19 protein-coding genes, 1 tRNA gene and 1 pseudogene are annotated in these 19,447 nt (G+C 60.3%); 13 read left to right on the top strand and 8 right to left on the bottom strand.

The genetic code is table 11. From position 1 onward, the window contains the following. The 3 genes from JOD97_RS28010 to JOD97_RS28000 all read left to right on the top strand — a co-directional run bounded on the left by JOD97_RS28010 (position 1) and on the right by JOD97_RS28000 (position 4,221). Positions 1-2,298 carry an EAL domain-containing protein gene (locus JOD97_RS28010; protein ID WP_209725901.1) on the top strand — a complete coding sequence of 766 codons (2,298 nt, stop codon included), beginning with the start codon at positions 1-3 and terminating at the stop codon, positions 2,296-2,298. Positions 2,299-2,315: 17 nt separating this feature from the next. Further along, positions 2,316-3,866, top strand: a complete 1,551-nt coding sequence (locus JOD97_RS28005) for an SEL1-like repeat protein (protein ID WP_209725778.1) — start codon at positions 2,316-2,318, stop codon at positions 3,864-3,866. Positions 3,867-3,972: 106 nt separating this feature from the next. Continuing rightward, positions 3,973-4,221, top strand: a complete 249-nt coding sequence (locus JOD97_RS28000) for a hypothetical protein (RefSeq protein WP_209725775.1) — start codon at positions 3,973-3,975, stop codon at positions 4,219-4,221. Here the strand turns inward: JOD97_RS28000 and JOD97_RS27995 are convergent. Together JOD97_RS27995 and JOD97_RS27990 are read right to left on the bottom strand one after the other, a co-directional pair. Next, entirely contained in the window at positions 4,218-4,760 is a 543-nt protein-coding gene (locus tag JOD97_RS27995; protein ID WP_209725772.1) for a DUF4865 family protein, read from the bottom strand. The two genes, JOD97_RS28000 and JOD97_RS27995, sit on opposite strands and share 4 nt — an antisense overlap. Continuing rightward, positions 4,757-5,164, bottom strand: a complete 408-nt coding sequence (locus tag JOD97_RS27990) for a tautomerase family protein (protein ID WP_209725770.1) — start codon at positions 5,162-5,164, stop codon at positions 4,757-4,759. The genes JOD97_RS27995 and JOD97_RS27990 overlap by 4 nt, the downstream gene beginning before the upstream one ends. Before the next feature lie 102 nt (positions 5,165-5,266). On the opposite strand from JOD97_RS27990, the gene JOD97_RS27985 reads away from it, so the two are divergent. The 4 genes from JOD97_RS27985 (at position 5,267) to JOD97_RS27970 (ending at position 8,098) form a co-directional block, all read left to right on the top strand. Continuing rightward, positions 5,267-6,142 (top strand): LysR substrate-binding domain-containing protein, encoded by an 876-nt coding sequence (locus JOD97_RS27985; RefSeq protein WP_209725769.1) that lies wholly within the window; start codon positions 5,267-5,269, stop codon positions 6,140-6,142. Positions 6,143-6,381: 239 nt separating this feature from the next. Beyond that, a complete protein-coding gene (locus JOD97_RS27980; protein WP_209725767.1) occupies positions 6,382-7,062 on the top strand; it encodes a CsgG/HfaB family protein in 681 nt (226 codons plus the stop codon). Positions 7,063-7,070: 8 nt separating this feature from the next. Continuing rightward, positions 7,071-7,439 (top strand): DUF4810 domain-containing protein, encoded by a 369-nt coding sequence (locus JOD97_RS27975; protein ID WP_209725765.1) that lies wholly within the window; start codon positions 7,071-7,073, stop codon positions 7,437-7,439. After that, on the top strand, positions 7,436-8,098 hold the full coding sequence (locus JOD97_RS27970) for a DUF799 domain-containing protein (RefSeq protein ID WP_209725763.1): 663 nt from the start codon (positions 7,436-7,438) through the stop codon (positions 8,096-8,098). The genes JOD97_RS27975 and JOD97_RS27970 overlap by 4 nt, the downstream gene beginning before the upstream one ends. On the opposite strand, the gene JOD97_RS27965 is transcribed toward JOD97_RS27970, so the two are convergent. Both JOD97_RS27965 and JOD97_RS27960 read right to left on the bottom strand, forming a co-directional pair. Then, positions 8,099-9,373: a M28 family peptidase gene (locus tag JOD97_RS27965; RefSeq protein ID WP_209725761.1), complete on the bottom strand. Its 1,275-nt coding sequence runs from the start codon at positions 9,371-9,373 to the stop codon at positions 8,099-8,101. Positions 9,374-9,447: 74 nt separating this feature from the next. Further along, the gene (locus JOD97_RS27960) at positions 9,448-10,704 is read right to left on the bottom strand and encodes a glycosyl hydrolase (protein ID WP_229264773.1); all 1,257 of its coding nucleotides are present in this window, start codon (positions 10,702-10,704) and stop codon (positions 9,448-9,450) included. A gap of 241 nt (positions 10,705-10,945) precedes the next feature. Between JOD97_RS27960 and JOD97_RS27955 the strand changes: the two genes are divergently transcribed. The 4 genes from JOD97_RS27955 (at position 10,946) to JOD97_RS27940 (ending at position 13,317) form a co-directional block, all read left to right on the top strand. Then, complete coding sequence (locus JOD97_RS27955) at positions 10,946-11,974, top strand: TraB/GumN family protein (RefSeq protein WP_209725759.1); 1,029 nt, start codon at positions 10,946-10,948, stop codon at positions 11,972-11,974. Between the two features lie 342 nt (positions 11,975-12,316). Then, entirely contained in the window at positions 12,317-12,583 is a 267-nt protein-coding gene (locus tag JOD97_RS27950; RefSeq protein WP_209725757.1) for a hypothetical protein, read from the top strand. Positions 12,584-12,771: 188 nt separating this feature from the next. Continuing rightward, on the top strand, positions 12,772-13,020 hold the full coding sequence (locus tag JOD97_RS27945; protein WP_209725756.1) for a VirK family protein: 249 nt from the start codon (positions 12,772-12,774) through the stop codon (positions 13,018-13,020). A 223-nt stretch (positions 13,021-13,243) separates the two neighbouring features. After that, positions 13,244-13,317 (top strand) — tRNA-Gly (locus JOD97_RS27940). 139 nt (positions 13,318-13,456) lie between these two features. On the opposite strand, the gene JOD97_RS27935 is transcribed toward JOD97_RS27940, so the two are convergent. The 4 genes from JOD97_RS27935 to JOD97_RS27920 form a co-directional block, all read right to left on the bottom strand. Continuing rightward, positions 13,457-13,825, bottom strand: coding sequence for a hypothetical protein (locus JOD97_RS27935; protein WP_209725755.1), 369 nt, complete (start codon positions 13,823-13,825; stop codon positions 13,457-13,459). A 370-nt stretch (positions 13,826-14,195) separates the two neighbouring features. Beyond that, positions 14,196-15,386 carry a tyrosine-type recombinase/integrase gene (locus JOD97_RS27930; protein WP_229264772.1) on the bottom strand — a complete coding sequence of 397 codons (1,191 nt, stop codon included), beginning with the start codon at positions 15,384-15,386 and terminating at the stop codon, positions 14,196-14,198. Between the two features lie 770 nt (positions 15,387-16,156). Beyond that, positions 16,157-16,972, bottom strand: a complete 816-nt coding sequence (locus JOD97_RS27925) for a hypothetical protein (protein ID WP_209725754.1) — start codon at positions 16,970-16,972, stop codon at positions 16,157-16,159. Between the two features lie 53 nt (positions 16,973-17,025). Next, entirely contained in the window at positions 17,026-17,361 is a 336-nt protein-coding gene (locus tag JOD97_RS27920) for a hypothetical protein (protein ID WP_209725753.1), read from the bottom strand. Positions 17,362-17,502: 141 nt separating this feature from the next. Here JOD97_RS27920 and JOD97_RS27915 point away from each other — a divergent pair, with 141 nt between their 5' ends. Beyond that, positions 17,503-18,267 carry a hypothetical protein gene (locus JOD97_RS27915; protein WP_209725752.1) on the top strand — a complete coding sequence of 255 codons (765 nt, stop codon included), beginning with the start codon at positions 17,503-17,505 and terminating at the stop codon, positions 18,265-18,267. A 276-nt stretch (positions 18,268-18,543) separates the two neighbouring features. Beyond that, a pseudogene (locus JOD97_RS27910) lies at positions 18,544-19,337 on the top strand (DNA adenine methylase). Positions 19,338-19,447 lie beyond the last annotated feature (110 nt).

Below are 19,447 nucleotides of genomic sequence, written 5' to 3'. Positions count from 1 at the left end.
ATGAACCTGACTCCCGCCGGCTACGCCGCCCCAGAAACGAGTTCGGACGACCCAACCCCCGTCGCCCAAGCCGCCGACAACCGACCCCGCATCCTGCTGGTGGACGACGAACCGCGTTTGCTGTCGTCGCTCTACGAGCTGCTGCGCGACCGCGATTACCACCTGGTGACGGCCACCTGCGGCAGCGAGGCGCTGGCGCAGTTGATCAAACTGAAATTCGATCTGATCCTGCTCGACCTGCGCCTGCCCGACATGAGCGGCCACGAGATCATGGACTTCATCAACGCCAAGGGCATCGACGGCGACGTCATCGTCATGAGCGGCGAAGTGGGCATCGACGCCGCCATCGGCGCGCTCAAACGCGGCGCCTACGACTACCTGCGCAAGCCGTACAGCCGCGAGGAGCTGCTCAAGACGGTGGAGAACGCGCTGCAAAAGCGCCGCCTGGCCATCGACAACGAGCGCATCGCCTCCAAGCTGGAAAACTCGGAAAAGATGTACCGCTACCTGGTCGACAGCTCGCCCGACATCATCTATACGCTCAACCACGAAGGCAAATTCACGTTCGTCAACGACCGCGTGCAGCAGCTGCTCGGGTTCACGCGCGAGGAGCTGATCGGCAAGCACTATTCGATCCTGGTGCACGACGAGGACCAGGAGCGCGCGCGCTACGCCTTCAACGAGCGCCGCGTCGACGAACGGGCCTCGCGCAACGTCGAGCTGCGCCTCAAGTGCAACACCGGCGGCGGCATCGAGCGCACCTTCAACAACACGCTGATGACGATTTCGCTCAACGCGATCGGCATGCACGTTCCCGACAACAGCAGCGTCAAGAAGCACGAATTCTTCGGCACCTACGGCGTCGCCCGCGACATCACCGACCGCAAGCGCGCCGAGGAGGTGATCTCCTACCAGGCCTACCACGACATCCTGACCGACCTGCCGAACCGCATGCTGTTCAAGGACCGTCTGGGCCTGGCCGTGATCCAGGCCAAGCGCAAACTGACCGAGCTGGCGGTGATGTTCATCGATCTGGACCGATTCAAGCTGGTCAACGACACGCTGGGCCACGTCAAGGGCGACGAGCTGCTGCAGCAGGTGTCGCAGCGGCTCAAGGAATGCCTGCGCCGCGGCGACACGTTGGCGCGCCAGGGCGGCGACGAGTTCACCATCGTGCTGCCGGAGCTGCGCGACCGCCAGGACGCCAAGGCCATCGCCGACAAGTTCCTCGAAAGCCTGCACGAGCCGTTCGACCTCGATGGCCACGAGGTGCACATCTCCGCCTCGATCGGCATCGCCATCTATCCGGGCGACGGCGAGACCATCGACGAGCTACTGCGCCACGCGGACATCGCCATGTACCAGGTCAAGGCGCTGGGCAAGAACGGCCATAGCTTCTATCACGACTCGATGCTCGACGTGTCGCATCAGAAGATCGCGCTCGAGCAAAGCCTGCGCAAGGCGCTGGAGCTCAACGAGCTGGAAATGTACTACCAGCCGCAGCTCGACGTCGCCACCGGCCGCATCATCGGCGCCGAGGGCCTGATGCGCTGGAACCATCCGCAGCGCGGGTTGCTGTCGGCCGGCGAGTTCCTGCCGTTCGCCGAGGAGAACGGCTTGATGCTGCCGATCTCGGACTGGATGCTGGGCGCGCTGTGCCGCGATCTGCTGCAGTGGAACGCGGCCGGCGGCGAGGCGATACGGCTGTCGCTGAACCTGTCGCCGCAATATCTCGACCGCGGCGACTTCTTCGAGAAGATGCGCGGCGCGCTGACGCGCTACGGCATCTCGCCGGCGCAGATCGAGGTGGAGATCACCGAGAACATCTGCATCCGCAATCCGCAGTACGCGATCGAACAGTTGAACAAGCTTTGCCAGCTGGGCGTGTCGGTGGCGATCGACGATTTCGGCACCGGCTACTCGTCGCTGTCGTACCTGCACCGCTTCCCGATCCACACCATCAAGATCGACCAGTCGTTCGTCAAGGAGATCCACGACGAGAACGGCCACTACCCGGTGATTTTGGCGATCATCTCGATCGCCCGCGGCCTTGGCCTGCACCTGGTGGCCGAGGGCGTGGAGACCGACGTGCAGGCGCGCTACCTGCAGGCCAACGGCTGCACCACGATGCAGGGCTATCTGTACCATCGGCCGATCTCCCTGCTCAGCTTTATCGACGTGCTGCAGGATCAGAGCCGCTTGTCGGCCGGCGCCGGGTCGCCGCCGAACGCGCACGCCGCGCTCCATCCGGCGCCGAATATGGACACCCAACCGGCCATGGTCGCAATCCAGGCTTGAACAATCAGTGAAGCAGCATGACGAAATACACGCCCGACGGACCCGATAAAGGCAGCACCCACACAGCGGAGTTCCTGCGCGTTAAGCAGCAAGCCGAACGCGGTATCGCCAACGCCCAGCATAGCCTGGGCTTTATGTACTTTAACGGCCAGGGCGTGGCGCAAAGCTTCGAGCTGGCGGTGGTGTGGTATCGCCAGGCGGCGATGCAGGGGCTGGAGCACGCGCAGTACAACCTCGGGGTGATGTACCAGAAGGGCCAGGGCGTCGAGCAGAATTATCATGAGGCGGCGGCGTGGTACCAGCTGGCCGCCGAGCAGGGCTACGCCGCCGCCCAGTACAACCTGGGCTGGCTGTACGCCAAGGGCCAGGGCCTGGACGCCGACACGCAGAAGGCCATGCACTGGTTCAGCAAGGCCGCCGAGCAGGGCGACGCCGGCGCGCAAAACAATCTGGGCATGATGTACGACACCGGCAAGGGCGTGCCGCAGGACTTCAAGCAGGCCATCGCCTGGTACCGCAAGGCGGCCGAGCAGGGCTACGCGCGCGCGCAGTTCAACCTTGGCCTGCGCTACGACAACGGCCAGGGCGTGCCGCAGGATGTCGGCCAGGCCATGTCGTGGTACCGCAAGGCGGCCGACCAGGGATATGCGCCGGCGCAGTTCAACCTGGCGCTGCGCTTCGACAAGGGCGACGGCATCGCGCAGGACAGCCAGAAGGCGATCCTGTGGTACCGCCGCGCGGCCGAACAGGATCACGCCAGCTCGCAGTTCAACCTGGGCCTGATCTACGATAACGGCCAGGGCGTGCCGCGCGACGAGCAGAAGGCGCTGGACTGGTACCGCAAGGCGGCCGAGCAGGGCCACGCGGGCGCGCAGAACAATCTGGGGCTGCGCTACGATCATGGACAGGGCGTGCCGCAGGATTACGAACAGGCGCAGTTCTGGTACCGCAAATCGGCGGAGCAGGGCTATCCGGGCGCGCAGTACCATCTGGGCCTGTTGTATGACGCCGGCCATGGCGTGCCGATGGATCATCAGGAAGCGATTTTCTGGTACCGCAAGGCGGCCGACCAGGGCCACCTGCGGGCGCAGTTCGATCTGGGCCTGCGCTACGAAACGGGGCGCGGCGTGCCGAAGGACTTGCGCAAGGCGATGCAGTGGTACCGGCGCGCGGCCGAACAGGATTACGCGGCGGCGCAGTACAACCTCGCGCTGCTGTTCGATAACGACGAGGGGCCGCAGCCGGACAGCGCGCAGGCCAACGGCTGGTACGCCAAGGCGGCGGCGCAGGGGCACACGCTGGCCCAGTTCACGCTCGGCCTGCGCTACGACAATGGCCAGGGGCTGGCGCAAGACTATGCGCGGGCCCACCACTGGTATCTGCAGGCCGCCAACCAGGGGCACGCCCGCGCGCAGTTCAACCTCGGGCTGATGTATCTGGCGGGGCAGGGTGTGCGCGCCGACGCCGGCCAGGCATTGACATGGCTGACGATGGCCGAACGCGCCGGCTTCAGTGCCGCCGCCCGCTATATCAAGAACGCCGCCGCGCGCGTCATGGTGCCCGGCTAGTGGAAAGCGCGCAGGGCTGATTTAAAAAAAAATTCTGGCGCGGGCGTTAACTTGGTACTATTGGTTATTAATTTGTAAATTCAAAACCGCAAGTCAGGGAGAAGTTATGAACAAGATGCTCTTGGTCGCAACGTTGATGACGATGGTTGGAATGACAGGATGCGCCACGACGGAGTCGCCCGAGGCGCCGGCCGTCGCTTCCGCCGACGCCGGCCCGGTCAAGGTTCGCGACCAGTCGCTGGTCACCGGCAGCCGTATTCCCGGCACGCGCAGCGCGATGGTTTCCGCCACCGATGCCGCCGACGCCAAGCGGCAGCTTCGTGACAACACCTCGCCTTACGCGCACAAAGATTAAGGTGCCGACAGGTGGCCGACGCGGTAGCGCAGCGCGCCGTCGTCCGCCGGCTGCGCATCGTGCCACAGGCATAGGCGCACCACGCTCCACGTCACCGGCTCGAAGCCGATCACCACGGCCAGCGCGCCGCGTGCGAGCGTCTGGCGCGCATACTCCTCCTCCTTGATGCGCAGCGCGGCCAGATCGCTGTATGGCGCGATCGCCTCGATGGCGCGTGTCGCGTGCCGCGCCTCGCGCACCCGCGCGCCGACGCTGGCGTGCCACGGCGTCCAGGTGCGCACCGACGGCCAGCCGAAGGCTCGCGCCACGCCCGCGAATCCGGCGCCATTGAGGAAGCCGTGCATCGACTCCTCGTCGCGCCACAGGTAGAACGGCGCGTACAGGTTCTCGACCGACTCGCCGCGCTCCGCATACAGGTAGGCCTTGAACGCGAGCCCCGGCAAATTATCCAGCAATGGCCCCTTGGTGGCGATGCGCCCGCGCACGATCGCCATATCGTAATCGGCCGGCAGCACGAAGCCGTACTGCATGGCGATCATGATCCCACTCCCCGCAGCAGCGTCGCGGCCGGCGCGCCGCCGCTGAACGACCACTCGTCGCCGAGCGAGGTGGTGATGACCACCAGCACATCGCGCGGGTTGATGCCCGGCGCCTCGGCCAGACGCTCCACCAGGCGGCGGTAGAACGCCTGCTTGGTTTCCGTGGTGCGCGGCTTGCCGGCCGTGATGGCGATCATGACGAAGTCGTCCGAGCGCGGACCGCCCTGGCTTTCATAGTCACGGTCGAAGATCAGTTCATGCGGCTCGTGCTGGTGGATGACCTGGAAGCGGTCCGTCGGCGGCACGTTGAACGCCTCGACCATGGCGGCGTGCAGGCTGTCGCTTAGCGCGCGCAAATAGTCGGGCGATTTTCCCTTCAGTAGCGAGATGCGGCTCATGGGCATGGTGTCCTCCGTTTGTTTGATTGACAGCTTCACGATACAGGACTAAGTTAGTACTGAAAATCAGGAATATTTTGATCAATAGTTCAATAAAACGGGACGGTTATGCGAAAGATCACGTTCGACCTCGATGTGTTGCGCACCTTTGCCGCCGGTGTCGAGCTGGGCAGTTTTGCCAAGGCGGCGGACCGGCTGGGGCGTTCCACCTCCGCCGTCAGCGCCCAGCTGAAGAAACTGGAGGAGCAACTGGACGTGCCGGTGTTGCGCAAGGCCGGACGCGGCATGGAGCTCACGGCGGCGGGCGAGACGCTGCTCGCCTACGCGCGCCGCCTGCTGGAGCTGAACGACGAGGCGGTGGCGGCGTTGCGCGGCGCCGAGCTGGCCGGTGGCGTGCGCCTCGGCATGCAGCAGGATTTCGGCGAGCACTTGCTGACGGAGGTGCTGGGCCGCTTCGCCCGCGCGCACGCGCAGGTCAGCATCGAGGCGCGGGTGGGGCGCAACGCGCAATTGATCGAGCAGGTCGGCGCCGGCCAGCTCGATCTGGCGCTGGCCTGGGACCGGACCGGCGACTGGCCGTACGCGCACCGGCTCGGCCAGTTACCGATGCGCTGGCTGGCCGGCGCGCACGCGGCGCTGCCGGCGCCCGACCACAACGCGCCGCTGCCGCTGGTGATGCTTGACGCGCCCTGCCTGATGCGTTCGGCGGCGATCGACGCGCTGGACCGGGCCGGCATCGCCTGGCGCGTCGTCTTCACCAGCACCAGCCTGTCGGGCGTGTGGGCCGCCGTCGCCGCCGGGCTGGGGGTGACGGTGCGCACGTCGGTCGGCATGCCGGCCGGAGTGCGCCTGCTGGAGACGCCGGCGTTGCCGCCGCTGCCGCATATCGGTCTGAGCCTGCTGCAATCGGAAGCGCAACTGAACCCGGTGGCGCAAAGGCTGCGCGAGATCGTGCTGGAGGCGGTGGCCCCGGCGCTGGGCTGAAGCGCGACACGACAACACAAAAAAAACCGGAAAACCTGGAAAACCCGGAAAACACGTAGGGCGGATTAGCGCAGCGTAATCCGCCACTGCATGCGTATCGACGGCGCACGCATTTCCCCGTAAAAGTGAGTATTGGAGAGATTGTCGGGCGCGCGATCGCCTATAATTGCTGCAAAGTAATTTACTTGCAAAATATCAATTTGCAGACGACTTTGGTCCATCCACCACTTAGGGGCAACATGAACACTCTCACCACCGGCAAACTGCTGGCCGCCGCGCTGATCGTCTCGGCGTTGGCCGGCTGCGCCACCGAATCCTCGCGCGCCATCGCCGTGCCTGTCGCCGCCAGCGCCGCGCGTCCGTACGTCGGACCGCGCACCCTGGTCGCCGTCGGCAAGTTCGACAACCGCTCCAGCTTCATGCGCGGCATCTTCTCGGACGGCGTCGACCGCCTGGGCAGCCAGTCCAAAACCATCCTGATCGCGCAACTGCAGCAGACCAACCGCTTCAACGTGCTCGACCGCGACAATATGTCCGAGCTCAAGCAGGAATCCGACTACAAGAAGCAGGGCCAGAACATCAAGGGCGCCGATTTCATCGTCACCGGCGACGTGACCGAGTTCGGCCGCAAAGAAGTGGGCGATCATCAACTGTTCGGCATCGCCGGCCGTGGCAAGACCCAGGTCGCCTACGCCAAGGTCACGCTCAACGTGGTCAATATCGCGACGTCGGAAGTGGTGTATTCGACCCAGGGCGCGGGCGAATTCAGCCTGTCGAACCGCGAAGTGCTCGGCTTCGGCGGCACCGCCAGCTACGACGCCACGCTCAACGGCAAGGTGCTGGACCTGGCGATGCGCGAGGCGGTCGACCGCCTGGTGGCCGGCGTCGAGGCGGGCGCGTTGACCCCGCAAAAACAATGAGGACCGCCATGACCTCGACCAAGAACCTCAAGCGCGCCGCCCTGCTGGCGCTGGCCGCCGGCGTGCTGACCGGCTGCGCCACGCCGCCCAAGACCATGTATCAGTGGGAGGGCTACCAGCCGCAGGTGTACCAGTACCTCAAGGGCGAGAGCCCGGACCAGCAAATCGCCGCGATGGAAAAGGACCTGCAAACCATCAGCGCCAAGGGCAACAACGTGCCGCCGGGCTTCCACGCCCATCTGGGCATGCTGTATTCGGTGGCCGGCAAGCCGGACCAGGTGGTGGCGCAGTTCGAGGACGAGAAAAAACTGTTCCCGGAATCGGCCGCGTATATGGACTTCCTGTTGGGCAAAATGAAAAAGGGTGAGAAATTATGATGGCGCGTTTCCTGAAACTGGCCGCCTGCCTGGCGCCCGCCGTGTTCCTGTTCGGCTGCGCGACCAAGGCCCCCTCGTATGACTACACCGCGTTCAAGGCGGCCAAGCCGCGCTCGATCGTGGTGCTGCCGCCGCTGAACAATTCGCCGGAGGTCAACGCCGGCAACAGCGTCTACGCGCAGGTGACGTATCCGCTGGCCGAGGCCGGTTATTACGTGCTGCCGGTGGCGGTGGTGGCCGAAACCTTCAAGCAAAACGGCTTGACCAGTGCCGCCGACATCCAGGGCGTCGATCCGAAGAAGCTGCAAGAGATCTTCGGCGCCGACGCCGCGCTGTACATGACGATCTCCAAGTACGGCGCCACTTACACCGTGGTCAACAGCGTGGTGGTGGTCGCCGTCGACGCCAAGCTGGTCGACCTGAAGACCGGCGCCGTGTTGTGGACGGGTTCGGCCAGCGCGTCGAACAACGAAGGCGGCAACAACGGCGGGGGCGGCTTGATCGGCGCGCTGGTGGCGGCGGCCGTCAAGCAAATCATCAACAGCACCACCGACGCCTCGCACCCGGTGGCTGGCGTGGCCAACGCCCGCCTGCTGAGCGGCGGCACGACCAACGGCCTGTTGTACGGACCGCGTTCGCAGCACTACCTGGCGCAGTAATTACTTCTTGATGCGCACGCCGGCCAGCTGGCCCACGCCGGCCAGGGTGGTCTGCGCCGCATTCAGGCCCAGCAGGAAGTCCTTGTCCGAGAAGTTCGCGTACAGGTCGGTCGGCTGGTGCCAGTGCGGGTCCCAGCCGGAGCCGATCTGCTGGCCGCGCTCGTTCTCGCGCAGCGAAATCGACGGCACCAGGTCCATGAACGGCGTCGAATCGGTGTTGGTCATGTGGAAGCCGACGGCGGCCGGATAATGGGTCGCGTACTTGTCGTTGGCGGCGCGGAAGGCCCAGGCCAGCTTGGCCGAGCCTTCCGCCTGTTTCGACACCGACTGGTACTCGATATTGACGTCGGCCTCCAGGCGCTGCTCGGGCGGGGCGACGAACACCGGCTGGCCCTTGTCGTCGACCACCGGCTTGCCGTAGCCGTCGATGCGCTGGAACGGCATGCCGTGATCGAACAGCATCATGTCGTGCTGGATCATGCCCAGCCATTTCGGCTCCGGATAGTTGCCCGATCCCTTGGGCGACTCGACGCCCTGCAAATCCTTGCGCTGGTTGACGTAGGCGCTCGCGCCGTTCAAGCCGGTTTCCTCGTTGTTCCATAAAATGAAGCGGATCGAACGGTCGGTCTCGACGCCCGGCGCGCTGAAGACGCGCGCCAGCTCCATCACCAGCGCGGTGCCGGAGCCGTCGTCGTTGGCCGCCTCGCCGAAGCCGATGCCGTCCATGTGCGCGCTGACGATGTACATCTCCTCCGGGTGCTTGCTGCCCACCTTGGTGCAGTAGACGTTCTCGCGCTGCGAGGTGCCGACCGGCGTCGGTTCGGCGTTGAGCGCGCGCAGTTTCTCGTCGGGCTGCAGCATCGGGTCGGTGTTGACGCCGGTGGCGATGCGGTTGCCGAACAAGGTGCTGCCGCCCTGGCCCGGCGGCCCGCCGGCGCCGCCGCTGGGGATGCCGGGCGCGCGCTTGGGCGCCGGATCGCCGGGCGCCGCTTGCGTGTATTGGTATTGCAGGCGTTCGGTGTTGGCGCAGCCGTAGGACTTCAGTTGCGCCTCGATCCAGTCGAGCGCCTGGCGGTTGCGTTGCGTCCCCTGGCGACGGTCGCCGAAGCGGGTCAGGCTCTTGATGGTGGCCTTGTACTTTTCCAGATCGAGCTGGCCGACCAGCGCGGCGATCGGGTCGGCGGCGGCCGTCGTTGGGGCTGGCGTTGGCGCCTGGGCCCGGGCGGCGGACGCCGCGCATGCCAGCGCCACGCCCAGCGCGATTACTCGTTTCATGGATGTCCTCTCGGCAGGGTAAGAAAGCTCTGCCATTCTGCATCACACCGCAGGATTTGAGAAGTTATCTCTCTTTAGAACCGGGGCAGCTTGTCCAGCGTGATCACGTTCGGATGGTGGTACACCTTGCGCTTGTGGGCGGCGGTGTTGAAGTACTCGCCGGTCCAGAAATTGTTGGGCGAACTGACGCCGGCGGGGCCGGCGCCATCGTTCCATGTCATGAACCACAGCCACCAGGCGCCATCGGCGCGGATCTTGTCCGGGTCCGGGATGTAGCTGTTCTCGCTCAGGGCGATCGGCTTTTTTTCGGCCGAGGCTTGCGCGGTTTGCCGGTACTTCGCGAGCTGCGCGCCATAGGTCTTGTTGTCGGCCTTGTCGTAGATGTCGACGCTGGCGATGTCGACCACGTCGTCGCCGGGATACCAGGCCGGGTCCTGGCCGTTCCACACCCAGATCAGGTTGTGCAGGCCGTGGACCTTGACCAGCCGCTCATACATGTGGCGCCACAGCAGGATGTTGGCGTAGGCCTGCGGCACGCCGTCGGCGCGCGCGCGGCCCCACCAGAACCAGCCGTCGCCGTTGTTGCCCGAGGCCTCGTGCAACGGGCGCCACAGCACGGTCACGTTGGCGTCGGCCAGCCGCTTGAGCTGGACCGCGACCAGGTCGATGCCGTCGTTGATCTGTTGATAGGCGGGGCTGTTGGCGTCCAGCGCGCCGTTGGCGACGGGGATCGTGAAGCTGGTGTTCTTGTCGGCGTCCGGCTCGTGGGCGTAGAAGCGCGCCTGGTTGACCCGCGCGGTCTTGAGCAGCGACGGATCGCGCCAGTGCCAGTGGAAGCTCACCAGGCCGCCCTTGTTGGCGAAGGCGATGGCTTCCTCGGTCTGGTGCTGGCCGGACAGCGCCGTGCCGTTCATGCCGTAGTCCATGAAATCAAAGCCCATCAGCGCCGGGTATTTGCCGGTATCGGCGTGGACGCGTTCGGCCATGTCGATGGTATCGTCCCAGGACAGGTCGGTCTGGCCGGCGATGATGCTCTTGCCCCAGATGCCGCGCAGCCAGGTATAGATGGCGCGGGTTTTGGGATTAGCTTTCGCGTCGACGGGGGCCGCGCGGGTGGCGATGGCCGGCGCGCTGGTGCGGTTGGCCGGACAGAAATTGCGCGCCACGCAGTATTGACCGTTTTCGAACGACCAGCCGCCGTTGTCGCCGCCGCACAAGGGCCAGGATTTGCCGTTCACGGTGCAGGTCTCTCCGGCGAGGGTGGCGGCCGATAAAGTCAGCATCGCCGACAGCGCCAGCAGTTTGATGGCCGCGACGGGGGAGGGGGGCATGGCGATTCCTAGGGTTCGGGTATTCAAGCCCCCCAATGTAGCCGTGCTTCAGGAGCATTTCAACCAGGATAGGTTTTTGGGCCGTTGTTTAGCCGGTATGACGCGGGTGTTTAACGCGGTGCGTCTTGTTGTGCCCGGGGGAGCGCCTCGCGATACTTGCCTGATCGGGAGGTCGTGGCCCACCCACGAGTGAATGTGGAATATATACTTTGCAACATTCTGTCCCAACCTTAGGATCATCATGAGCAGCTTGCCGTTCCGGTTCACCGTAGGTCGTTGCCTGGTCGCGTTGTCGCTGTGCGCGTTGAACGCTATGCCGGCCCTGGCGCAAACCGAGTCCGCGCCCGCCGATAACAATACCATCACGGAGACCATCCTGGTGGCCGGTCAACGCCCCGGCCCGGGTTTGTGGAAAGTCTCGAAGGGCGACCATGTGCTGTGGGTGTTCGGCACCTACTCGCCGCTGCCGAAAAAGATGGAATGGCGCTCGCGGGAGGTGGAAACCATCCTGGCGCAGTCGCAGGAATATCTGCGGCCGCCGGGGGCGACGGCCAAGGTGGGGTTTTTCCGCCAGGTGGCGATGCTGCCGTTCGCGGTCGGCTTCAAGAAAAATCCCGACGGCGCGCAGCTCAAGGATTTGCTGCCCGAGCCGGTCTACGCGCGTTGGCTGGTGCTGAAGAAGAAGTACATCGGCGACGATGACGGCATCGAGCGCGAACGGCCGATCTTCGTCGCCGACACCTTGTTCAACAAGGGACTGGAGCAGGCCGGCCTGACGCCGGAAGGCGAGGAGGTGCGCCAGACGATCGAAAAGATCGTCAAGAAAAACAAGATCAAGATGACGTCGACCTTGGCCAAGCTGGAGGTCGACGATCCGGTCAAGATGCTCAGGGAGTTCAAGAAGACGCCGCTCGACGACGTCGCCTGTTTCTCCAACACGCTGGCGCGGCTGGAGGATGATATCGACGCCATGCGCGTGCGCGCCAACGCCTGGGCCAAGGGCGATCTCGCGGCGATCCAGAAGATCAGTTACGCCGACCGCGACGGCGCTTGCGACTCGGCCATCCTCAACAGCGCATTGCTGCAGAGCCGACCGGGGTTGAGGTCGGTGGAGGCGCAGGTGATGGAGAGCTGGGTGGCCGCCGCCGAGAATGCGCTGGCGGCCAACGCCACCACCTTCGCCACCGTGCCGCTGAAGGAGTTGCTCGATCCGAAGGGGTACATGGCGGCGCTGCAGGCGAAGGGGTATGTGGTGGAGAAGCCGGAGTAAGTTCGCACGCTTAGTTTAGATCAACCGGGGGCGCGACTATCTGAATTACTCTTTGAACTCTGATGGTTTCCGCAAGGAAAATCATGACCAAGGAGGTTCTATATGGCTATAACCAATCTCGCGCCCAGGCGCGACAACGCGCGTCCGCTCGGGAGCAACAAAGAATTAAGTGGGCCCCGATGGGCCCGTCAGTTTATCGGCGGAACCCATATCTACGACCTCACTGGTACTTTCCGTCATGGCGGTGGCAGGGACGTGCCGCATTGGTCCAACAACGGGCGCTAGCTTAAAGAAGGGGGAATTATGAGACGGAAAATAGCCGTAGGCGTGGTTTGCTTTGCGATGACCACCGCAGTGTTCGCAAAAGATGCGATTCCCAAAGATGTTCAAGTTTTTATTGATAACGCTGATGCATGCGAGCACTTTGCCGGTGAATTTGACGGTGGCTTGAGCCGGCAGCGACAAAAGGAGATCGAGCGAGGGGTAGTTCGTTACTGCCAACCTGCTCAGAAGCAGCTTAAACGACTTACTTCGAAATACAAGAATGATCCAAAAGTAATGGAAATCATTCGTAGCCACGCAAATGATTCGGTCATTAGCTTTAGATGAAGCGCTGCTGGTCGCGGCGCGGGCGATTTTTTCATATGAACCTTTTTTTCGTAATTGAGGTATTTACTTCGGTGTTTTCCTGCGGTCGCCGTGCCGGCGCGGTCACTTTGTAGGGGCTGAGAAAAGCGGCCGGCTGTTTCTTGGGCATCTTGCTCTGAACGTGGCCGCTGGCATGGGTAAATCGCAAGATGACTGTTTCTTTTAATTACGAACAGAAGAAATCGTTGTTTAAGAAAATAATCGGAGGTATTGCTATCGGCTGTGCCGCCCCAGTAGCGCAAGCCGACCCGACGGCCGCCCTGACCACGGTCAGTGATGTTGAAAGGGCACTGATGAGTGGCGGCACCGTGTCCGTGAAGCTTGATTTTTCCAAATGCACGAACAATGACGCGTCCGCCGCGCCATCGAGCACGCGCGGTGGCCTAAAGATCAGGTGAAGCCGGAAAGCGCCGTCGCGTTCACCATGAGCACTTTTTCGTTGCCTTCATACACCGCAAGTCCGAGCGTGGGCTATACGTGCGCCGTCAATCAGGGCGTGTATTTTTTTGAAGAGGGCGGGCATGGCAAATGGGGTTAACATCTTGGGACGGATGGCGTGATCACTTGAATCGTCTGACGTCATTGGCAACAACGCACAAAACCGCGTAGAATGCGTGGCACGCGGGTGTAGCTCAATGGTAGAGCAGAAGCTTCCCAAGCTTACGACGAGGGTTCGATTCCCTTCACCCGCTCCATGGGAGAAATGCCTCTAAATCGAGCCATTGTTTTCCTCCCCCAAAGCGGACTTCCTCCCCAAAAAAATAAGAAATCGAAAATGGTTTGGGCATAAAAAAGCCGGCCTATCTGGCCGGCAACTTGATAGCAAAGAGATTGTTAGGCTGCTCTACGCTCAACGTGGAAGTCCAGTTCGATCTCGACTTTCTGCTTTCCATCTTCAGAGGTTTCTTTCTTCTCGCTATTCGCGATTTGGGCCAAGATGACCTTTTGTTCTGACGTGGCAAACCGCTTGAGCGCTTCACGCATGAGTGGCTGGTAGCCCATACCATGAATTTTTGCGATCAATTTGAATTGCTCAATCAGCTCTTTCGGCAGGCGGATTGAAATCGCCTGCAGCCCCAGCGAATCGTCAATACTATTCTGCACTTCGCTGGAAACTCGCTGGATGAACTGCTCATCGTTTCCCAAGCGGCCATCTTCCCACGCTTCGATCGTGTCTTCAATTTTGATATCGGGGGTATTCATTTTCACTCCTTAACAGTGCGCATTTTTAATGTACATGCGGCAAACTACCTCATTGGCATCGTATGCGGACTTGATATCCACGCCATCTTTGCCAGGTACAAACATAATTTTTAATAACCGACCTTTGTCGGTTTCGGCTACGAACCACTTGGTAGTCGGATTTGTCTTGTGCTCTGCGCGGGTGTCGTCCAGATAGCTTCCCTCAAGGTTCGAGAAACATTGCTCGACTTCAAGCGGGGAGATGTTCCGGTCCGCTAGTTTTTGCTTAATTTTCTCACTTAACCGTATCAACTATGCCACCTCGCGTATATACATAATCGGGTCCAAAATCCCATTTTGCAACCCTATTCGTAACAAAATGTGTGCTGCGTCACACACGAAGTCCGATAACGGCGGGCGGAGAAGAACGATAGCCTATTGTGCGTGTATATACAATAGTTTTGTTGTGATGTACGTCACAGAGTGCGAGTATTTTTAGGTGCTTCGTTGCATCTGCTCGGTGGGCTGTCCGTATGTACAGCGGATTTATAGTTATTTTGTTGAACCGACAATCTTTCTCCTTCGAGATAGTGACGCTGAGTCGTCTTGACGCTGTCGTGGCCGAGTAGATCGCTGGCCGCTTGGTCGCCGCGAAGGTCGCTCGTGTCGTCGGCGGCCTGGCACGGAGGTCATAGAAGTGGAAGCCCTCGATCGCCTCTCTCATTGTCGGCGCCGCCTTGGCTGCCGCCTTACGGGCCGCGTCGAAGTGGTTCCGCAGCACCGGCGCCGTCAGCCGCTTGCCGTTGGTGTTTGTTAGCAGCGCGCCGGTGACGATCTTATGCGTAGCCTTGCGCGCGCGGGTCCGTTCGACCAGCTCGGCCAACTTGCCGGCGAGGATAATCCGCAAGGGCTGTTGTGTCTTCGCTTGGGTTACGATGAGGTGCCCGTCAATGATGTCGTGTTCGGTCATGCGCAACGTGTCGGCGGGCCGCTGGCCGGTCAGGTAGGCGAGATCCATGGCATCGCGCAGCGGCGCACTGGCCTGCGCGTACACGGCGGCGTACATTGCGTCAGTAATGTAGACTGTGCGTTTAGCAAGGGCGTGGCCCTTGATCCCCTCGCAGGGGTTCGGCAGATCGGTATATCCCCAGCCACGTGCTTGGTTCCACATAGTGGAGAACAGGCGCTTGCACCTGTTGGCGGTTGTGGGCTTGTCGGCGTTGTCGTCAAGGAACATTCTGATGTTCTTCGGCTTTATCTGGTCCAGCGGAGCGTCCTGGAACGAAGCCATCAAGTGCTTGATGTCCGACGCATACATGCGCGCCGTGCTGCTGGCCAGTTTGGGAACGGCGTCGGTCATGTATTTTCTCTGGACGTCGGCGAAGGTGGCGCAACGATGCGGCGCGTCGATGACGTTGAGGTCTGCATACCGGCGCAATGCCAAAATGAAGTCGCTACCGAGCGGAATCTCCCTCCGCTTGCCGTCCATCGTGCTGCGGAGGTAATAGTAGGTCTTCCCGCCGAATACGCGCTTGCGCATGTGCGGTGGGAGATTCAAATTAACGGTTGGTTTTCGACCCATGATTCACTCTCGGCTGTACCCACGTTTTCTGCGGCGGGACTTCCTTGCGGCCTTCGACGGCGGCGACGGTCACGACCGGCCGGCCGATCGAGTTCACTCAGAAGGCGATCCCCATTGTACGCAGTTGCTCAACCTGCTTCGATTTTACGCGGCGCCGGTCCGGGTGGCCACCTCGTCGAGCGTTAGAAAGGTGCTCATTCCGGCCCGCCGTCAGCGGGAGTATGTGAGGCGCGCACGCACATCATCGTGTGGCCGTTGCATGCGATCAGGATCGCGCCGCCGTGCTCGTGCGGTGCGATGTGTACCGAATTGAGGTAATAGCGAGGGTCATGCTCGGTTGCCTTGAACGGGAGCAGGTGCGTCGCGATCCTGCTGACATCATTCGCCTGCTGTGGGAGATCAAGCGGTTGCGCTCGATCGTGCTACGTGCGCACCAATACGAATAGTCGGCCTATGGCGGTACTGGTGGGAGTCTGCTGGTACCGAACGCATTGTGGCGTGAGCTTGAGGGCGAGTCCGCGGTGGCTGAGCAGGCGCCGCTAGATGATCTGCGTGAGCGTCAAGAGCGGGGTCCTCGCGGCGGTGGCTCGGATCGTTAGCCGGGCGCGCCGCCCGCATTTTGCGGAACTCGTTCATTTTTGCGGAACTAAATGAAAAGGGCTCCAAGCAGCCTAAACTGGTTGGAGCCCGCATGAATCCTAGTGGTGCCGGGAGCCGGAATCGAACCGGCACGCCTTGCGGCGCGGGATTTTGAGTTCCTTGCTATTATGCTATTTGGCCGGAGGCGGGATTCGCCGCATCCAGTCCATTGGGCTATGTACGGCTTCTCTCATGATGTCGATAATATTTGAGTATTCAGCATCTTCAATAGGCGTGGGAGCCTCTTTAAGGAAGAATTTATGCGTCGGCCAGATTTCCACAAATCGATGATGTATCAGGGCGTTCGATACACAGTAACTCGCAGTGCTGTGGTAGTTCGATAACCAGGGATCAGAAGGGCCGAAGACGAAGAAGGCAATTTTCCCAGAGACGAATAATTGTATGAAGACATTTGGAACTGCTGCCCCATATATGGATGGGAAAATGTGATGTCTGCTTTCCAAATGTCTGTAACCCTCGTAAGGTCGCATCCAAATTCGCCAGCCTGGCGGCGGCATAGACGTAGCTCTGAATTGCTCCCTTGCGAGCTGTGGCGTTATCACTGTCTCGGGATGAGTAAATTCCCGAACCATTGCGAAGCTAGTCGCCCACCATGCAACTATTTTCTTGGCATCTTCGTTTATTCGTGGCCATTCCCCCAACATAAGTGGGGCTAAGTGTCTTTTCGCAGTACTCTGCTTCTTGCTTCCCCAGATGCTGTTACAGTCATAACACAAGACATCTAATTTCGCGTCCTCATGCGGTTCGTTGATTGCGGTGTGGCGCGTCTCGCCGTTGTACGTGAGGGTAAGATCGGTCCAGGTGAGGTTTGGCGCGCCGCAGATTCCGCCGATCCAGTCGGAGAAGACGTGTTCCCCTGTAAGCGGCCCTTTCTCTCCACAAAAAATGCAATGTTCCAAATTTCTGTCGGAGCTCTTCAAGTTCATGCGACTTCCTTCAGTAACAGTGGCGGGAATGTGGATAACTGGCGTTCGATTCGTTATCGCGGTTTTTCTTCGGCCGCGTTGCACTTCTCGATCAGCCCCTTTGTCGGAATGCCTTTGGATTCCAGCACCCGCGCGATACGCTTTGCCTGGCCGATGCATTGGTCGAATTCATCTTGAGATGCAGCTTTCTCGGACTGGCGCTGCCGTGACCCCATTGCCGCGACTCCGGCATCATAGTTCGCGCTCACCGTTTTCCGAACGGTGCACCATTCCGCGATTAGGTCGTCGGTCTTCATGTCTTTCATTTCTTGATAGTCCAAAGCGACGCATCCGGCGAAGGATGGCAATGCTGTGAGGGAAATCGTGAACGCAATCAAGATATTTTTCATGGCGTAGTTTTTGGCGTAACTTTGGTTATTTGAGTGAGGCCGTCATAGGGGGAAACACGCCGATGCATCATCGGTACTATGAGCCACAGGAATTTTATGATATGTTTCATTATCGAAACGAAGTGACTTTGGAGAACATAGATGCCTACCCAGTATAACGCAGCTTCCAGAATTTTAAAAATAGTCGATTTGGCTCTACGAAAAAATGATAATGACCCCGTTCTTACAGTGTGGCGTGAAGCATTCGAGGTTTTCGCCGAAGATGTGAGTATGCCTTATAAGGTTGCAGCTAAGCTTGCATTAGTCTTTGAAGAAATTCAGATACTTGAATCGCAGTTGGATCAGGAGGCTATTATTCCTAGAGATCTGTATATGCAGGCATTAGATCAAATGCGTGAGGTGTTCTCTCCACAAAGGTTGAACCTTACGTTTGCCCATCTTCGAGCCATGTTAAGCATGGAACATTACCGTACACTCCAGATGCTTGTTGGCATTCTTCGTTCAGAGGAAGTTGAGGCAACTTTCGATGAAATTCAAGAGTTGCATTCACTCATTAGTGATCTGCAGGAGTTGATAGGGGCCTCTCGTCTTTCTCCTCAGCTGATTTCTTTATTGCAGAATCACATCGACGCCTTGCGTCGCGCCCTCGCAAACTATTCGATTGGTGGCCCGCGATCAATAAAGGAAGCATTGCGAATCATGAGCTTGGAAATGCTTCCGGTGCAGGACGAAATTATTGCCAATGGCCCAGCAGCAGAGATTACGCTACTACAAAAAATTTGGATCAAAGCAGTGGTAATCGGCGCGTCCGCCGGCACGGTGAACGACCTTTATGGCGCTGCGCAACTGGGGTGGGGAGTGGCAAGTGCCGCTATAGCGGCTGTCGCGCAAGGGGCTTCTGCATAGGGGAGATCAGTTCAATTTCACGGCTGGCAAAAAAATTCACAGATTCCAGTAAGATTTCGTTGTAGGTATACTTGTAGGTACATTTAGGGAGCGGTGGCTTGTAGTGGGTAAACAGCAAGGCTATTCGTATTACACCGCTTCCTCGGACGTATTGCCCGAGGAAGCCGGCGCCGCAACCCGCACACGCGGTGCGAGTCGGCAATTATTCACCGACGACATCCCGTATTGACGCTTACCTTATTGTACTGTGGTTTTATACAGTACCAAGGTTCAATCATGGCGATGCCTATCATCCCTTGGATTGGCGGCAAGCGTCGTCTGGCAGATCGCATCGTGCCCCAATTTCCAAAGCACAGCTATTACGTTGAAGTCTTCGCAGGCGGTGCCGCTCTGTACTTCATGCGACCGCCGGCCGAGGTGGAAGTAATCAACGACGTAAACGGGGACTTGGTGAACCTGTATCGAGTTGTGAAGAATCACTTAGAGGAATTCGTGCGGAAGTTCAAGTACGCTTTGTCGAGCAGGGACGTTTTCAAGTGGCTCCAGGTCACGCCGCCGCACACGCTTACGGACATCCAGCGCGCCGCACGATTCTTTTATTTGCAGCAGCAGGCGTTTGGCGGAAAGGTAGAAGGTCAAAGCTGGGGCACGGCCAACGACCGCGCCCCCGGTAAATCTGTTGCGCATCGAAGAGAACCTATCCGCTGCGCACTTGCGTCTTGCGAGCGCGTTTATTGAAAACCTCGACTGGTATGACTGTATGGAGGTATGGAGCGTTATGATCGACCTCACACCCTGTTCTATCTTGATCCCCCGTACTGGCAGACAGCAGGCTACGGAGTCGAGTTCGAGTTCGCACAGTACGAAAAGATGGCTGAGGTGATGTCCCGCCTGAAGGGCAAGGCTATCCTCAGCCTTAACGATCATCCCGATATACGGCGCGTATTTAAGCGTTCAAGATGGATTTCACGGGCATTAGTTACACCGTCGGGGGCGGGAAGGGCGCGGAGCGCAGCGAGCTCATTATCTACAGTTGGGATCGCGATGCGGAGCCAGCTGGACTGTTTTGAATGGCAAAAGGTAGGGTTATTGGAAGATCCGTAGCCTCATAGAATCAATGACTTAGAGCGTGACAACTCTATTTTAAATAACCCATAGAACGCTACGTAAATCATTGAAT

Origin of the sequence: Duganella sp. 1411 (assembly GCF_017833525.1) — a bacterium.
GTDB lineage: Bacteria > Pseudomonadota > Gammaproteobacteria > Burkholderiales > Burkholderiaceae_D > Rugamonas.
Note: the sequence above shows the minus strand (reverse complement) of the source record. Positions and strands in the feature narration are given on the sequence as shown.

Bases quoted from the DNA above. Each gene is read 5' to 3' on its own strand.
- JOD97_RS27990 (WP_209725770.1), bottom strand. From the start codon at position 5,164: ATGCCCATGAGCCGCATCTCGCTACTGAAGGGAAAATCGCCCGACTAT.
- JOD97_RS27945 (WP_209725756.1), top strand. From the start codon at position 12,772: ATGACTGTTTCTTTTAATTACGAACAGAAGAAATCGTTGTTTAAGAAA.
- JOD97_RS27975 (WP_209725765.1), top strand. From the start codon at position 7,071: ATGACCTCGACCAAGAACCTCAAGCGCGCCGCCCTGCTGGCGCTGGCC.
- JOD97_RS27925 (WP_209725754.1), bottom strand. From the start codon at position 16,972: ATGAACTTGAAGAGCTCCGACAGAAATTTGGAACATTGCATTTTTTGT.
- JOD97_RS27935 (WP_209725755.1), bottom strand. From the start codon at position 13,825: ATGAATACCCCCGATATCAAAATTGAAGACACGATCGAAGCGTGGGAA.
- JOD97_RS27955 (WP_209725759.1), top strand. From the start codon at position 10,946: ATGAGCAGCTTGCCGTTCCGGTTCACCGTAGGTCGTTGCCTGGTCGCG.
- JOD97_RS28005 (WP_209725778.1), top strand. From the start codon at position 2,316: ATGACGAAATACACGCCCGACGGACCCGATAAAGGCAGCACCCACACA.
- JOD97_RS28010 (WP_209725901.1), top strand. From the start codon at position 1: ATGAACCTGACTCCCGCCGGCTACGCCGCCCCAGAAACGAGTTCGGAC.
- JOD97_RS27985 (WP_209725769.1), top strand. From the start codon at position 5,267: ATGCGAAAGATCACGTTCGACCTCGATGTGTTGCGCACCTTTGCCGCC.
- JOD97_RS27980 (WP_209725767.1), top strand. From the start codon at position 6,382: ATGAACACTCTCACCACCGGCAAACTGCTGGCCGCCGCGCTGATCGTC.
- JOD97_RS28000 (WP_209725775.1), top strand. From the start codon at position 3,973: ATGAACAAGATGCTCTTGGTCGCAACGTTGATGACGATGGTTGGAATG.
- JOD97_RS27970 (WP_209725763.1), top strand. From the start codon at position 7,436: ATGATGGCGCGTTTCCTGAAACTGGCCGCCTGCCTGGCGCCCGCCGTG.
- JOD97_RS27950 (WP_209725757.1), top strand. From the start codon at position 12,317: ATGACCACCGCAGTGTTCGCAAAAGATGCGATTCCCAAAGATGTTCAA.
- JOD97_RS27965 (WP_209725761.1), bottom strand. From the start codon at position 9,373: ATGAAACGAGTAATCGCGCTGGGCGTGGCGCTGGCATGCGCGGCGTCC.
- JOD97_RS27960 (WP_229264773.1), bottom strand. From the start codon at position 10,704: ATGCCCCCCTCCCCCGTCGCGGCCATCAAACTGCTGGCGCTGTCGGCG.
- JOD97_RS27995 (WP_209725772.1), bottom strand. From the start codon at position 4,760: ATGATCGCCATGCAGTACGGCTTCGTGCTGCCGGCCGATTACGATATG.
- JOD97_RS27930 (WP_229264772.1), bottom strand. From the start codon at position 15,386: ATGGGTCGAAAACCAACCGTTAATTTGAATCTCCCACCGCACATGCGC.
- JOD97_RS27915 (WP_209725752.1), top strand. From the start codon at position 17,503: ATGCCTACCCAGTATAACGCAGCTTCCAGAATTTTAAAAATAGTCGAT.
- JOD97_RS27920 (WP_209725753.1), bottom strand. From the start codon at position 17,361: ATGAAAAATATCTTGATTGCGTTCACGATTTCCCTCACAGCATTGCCA.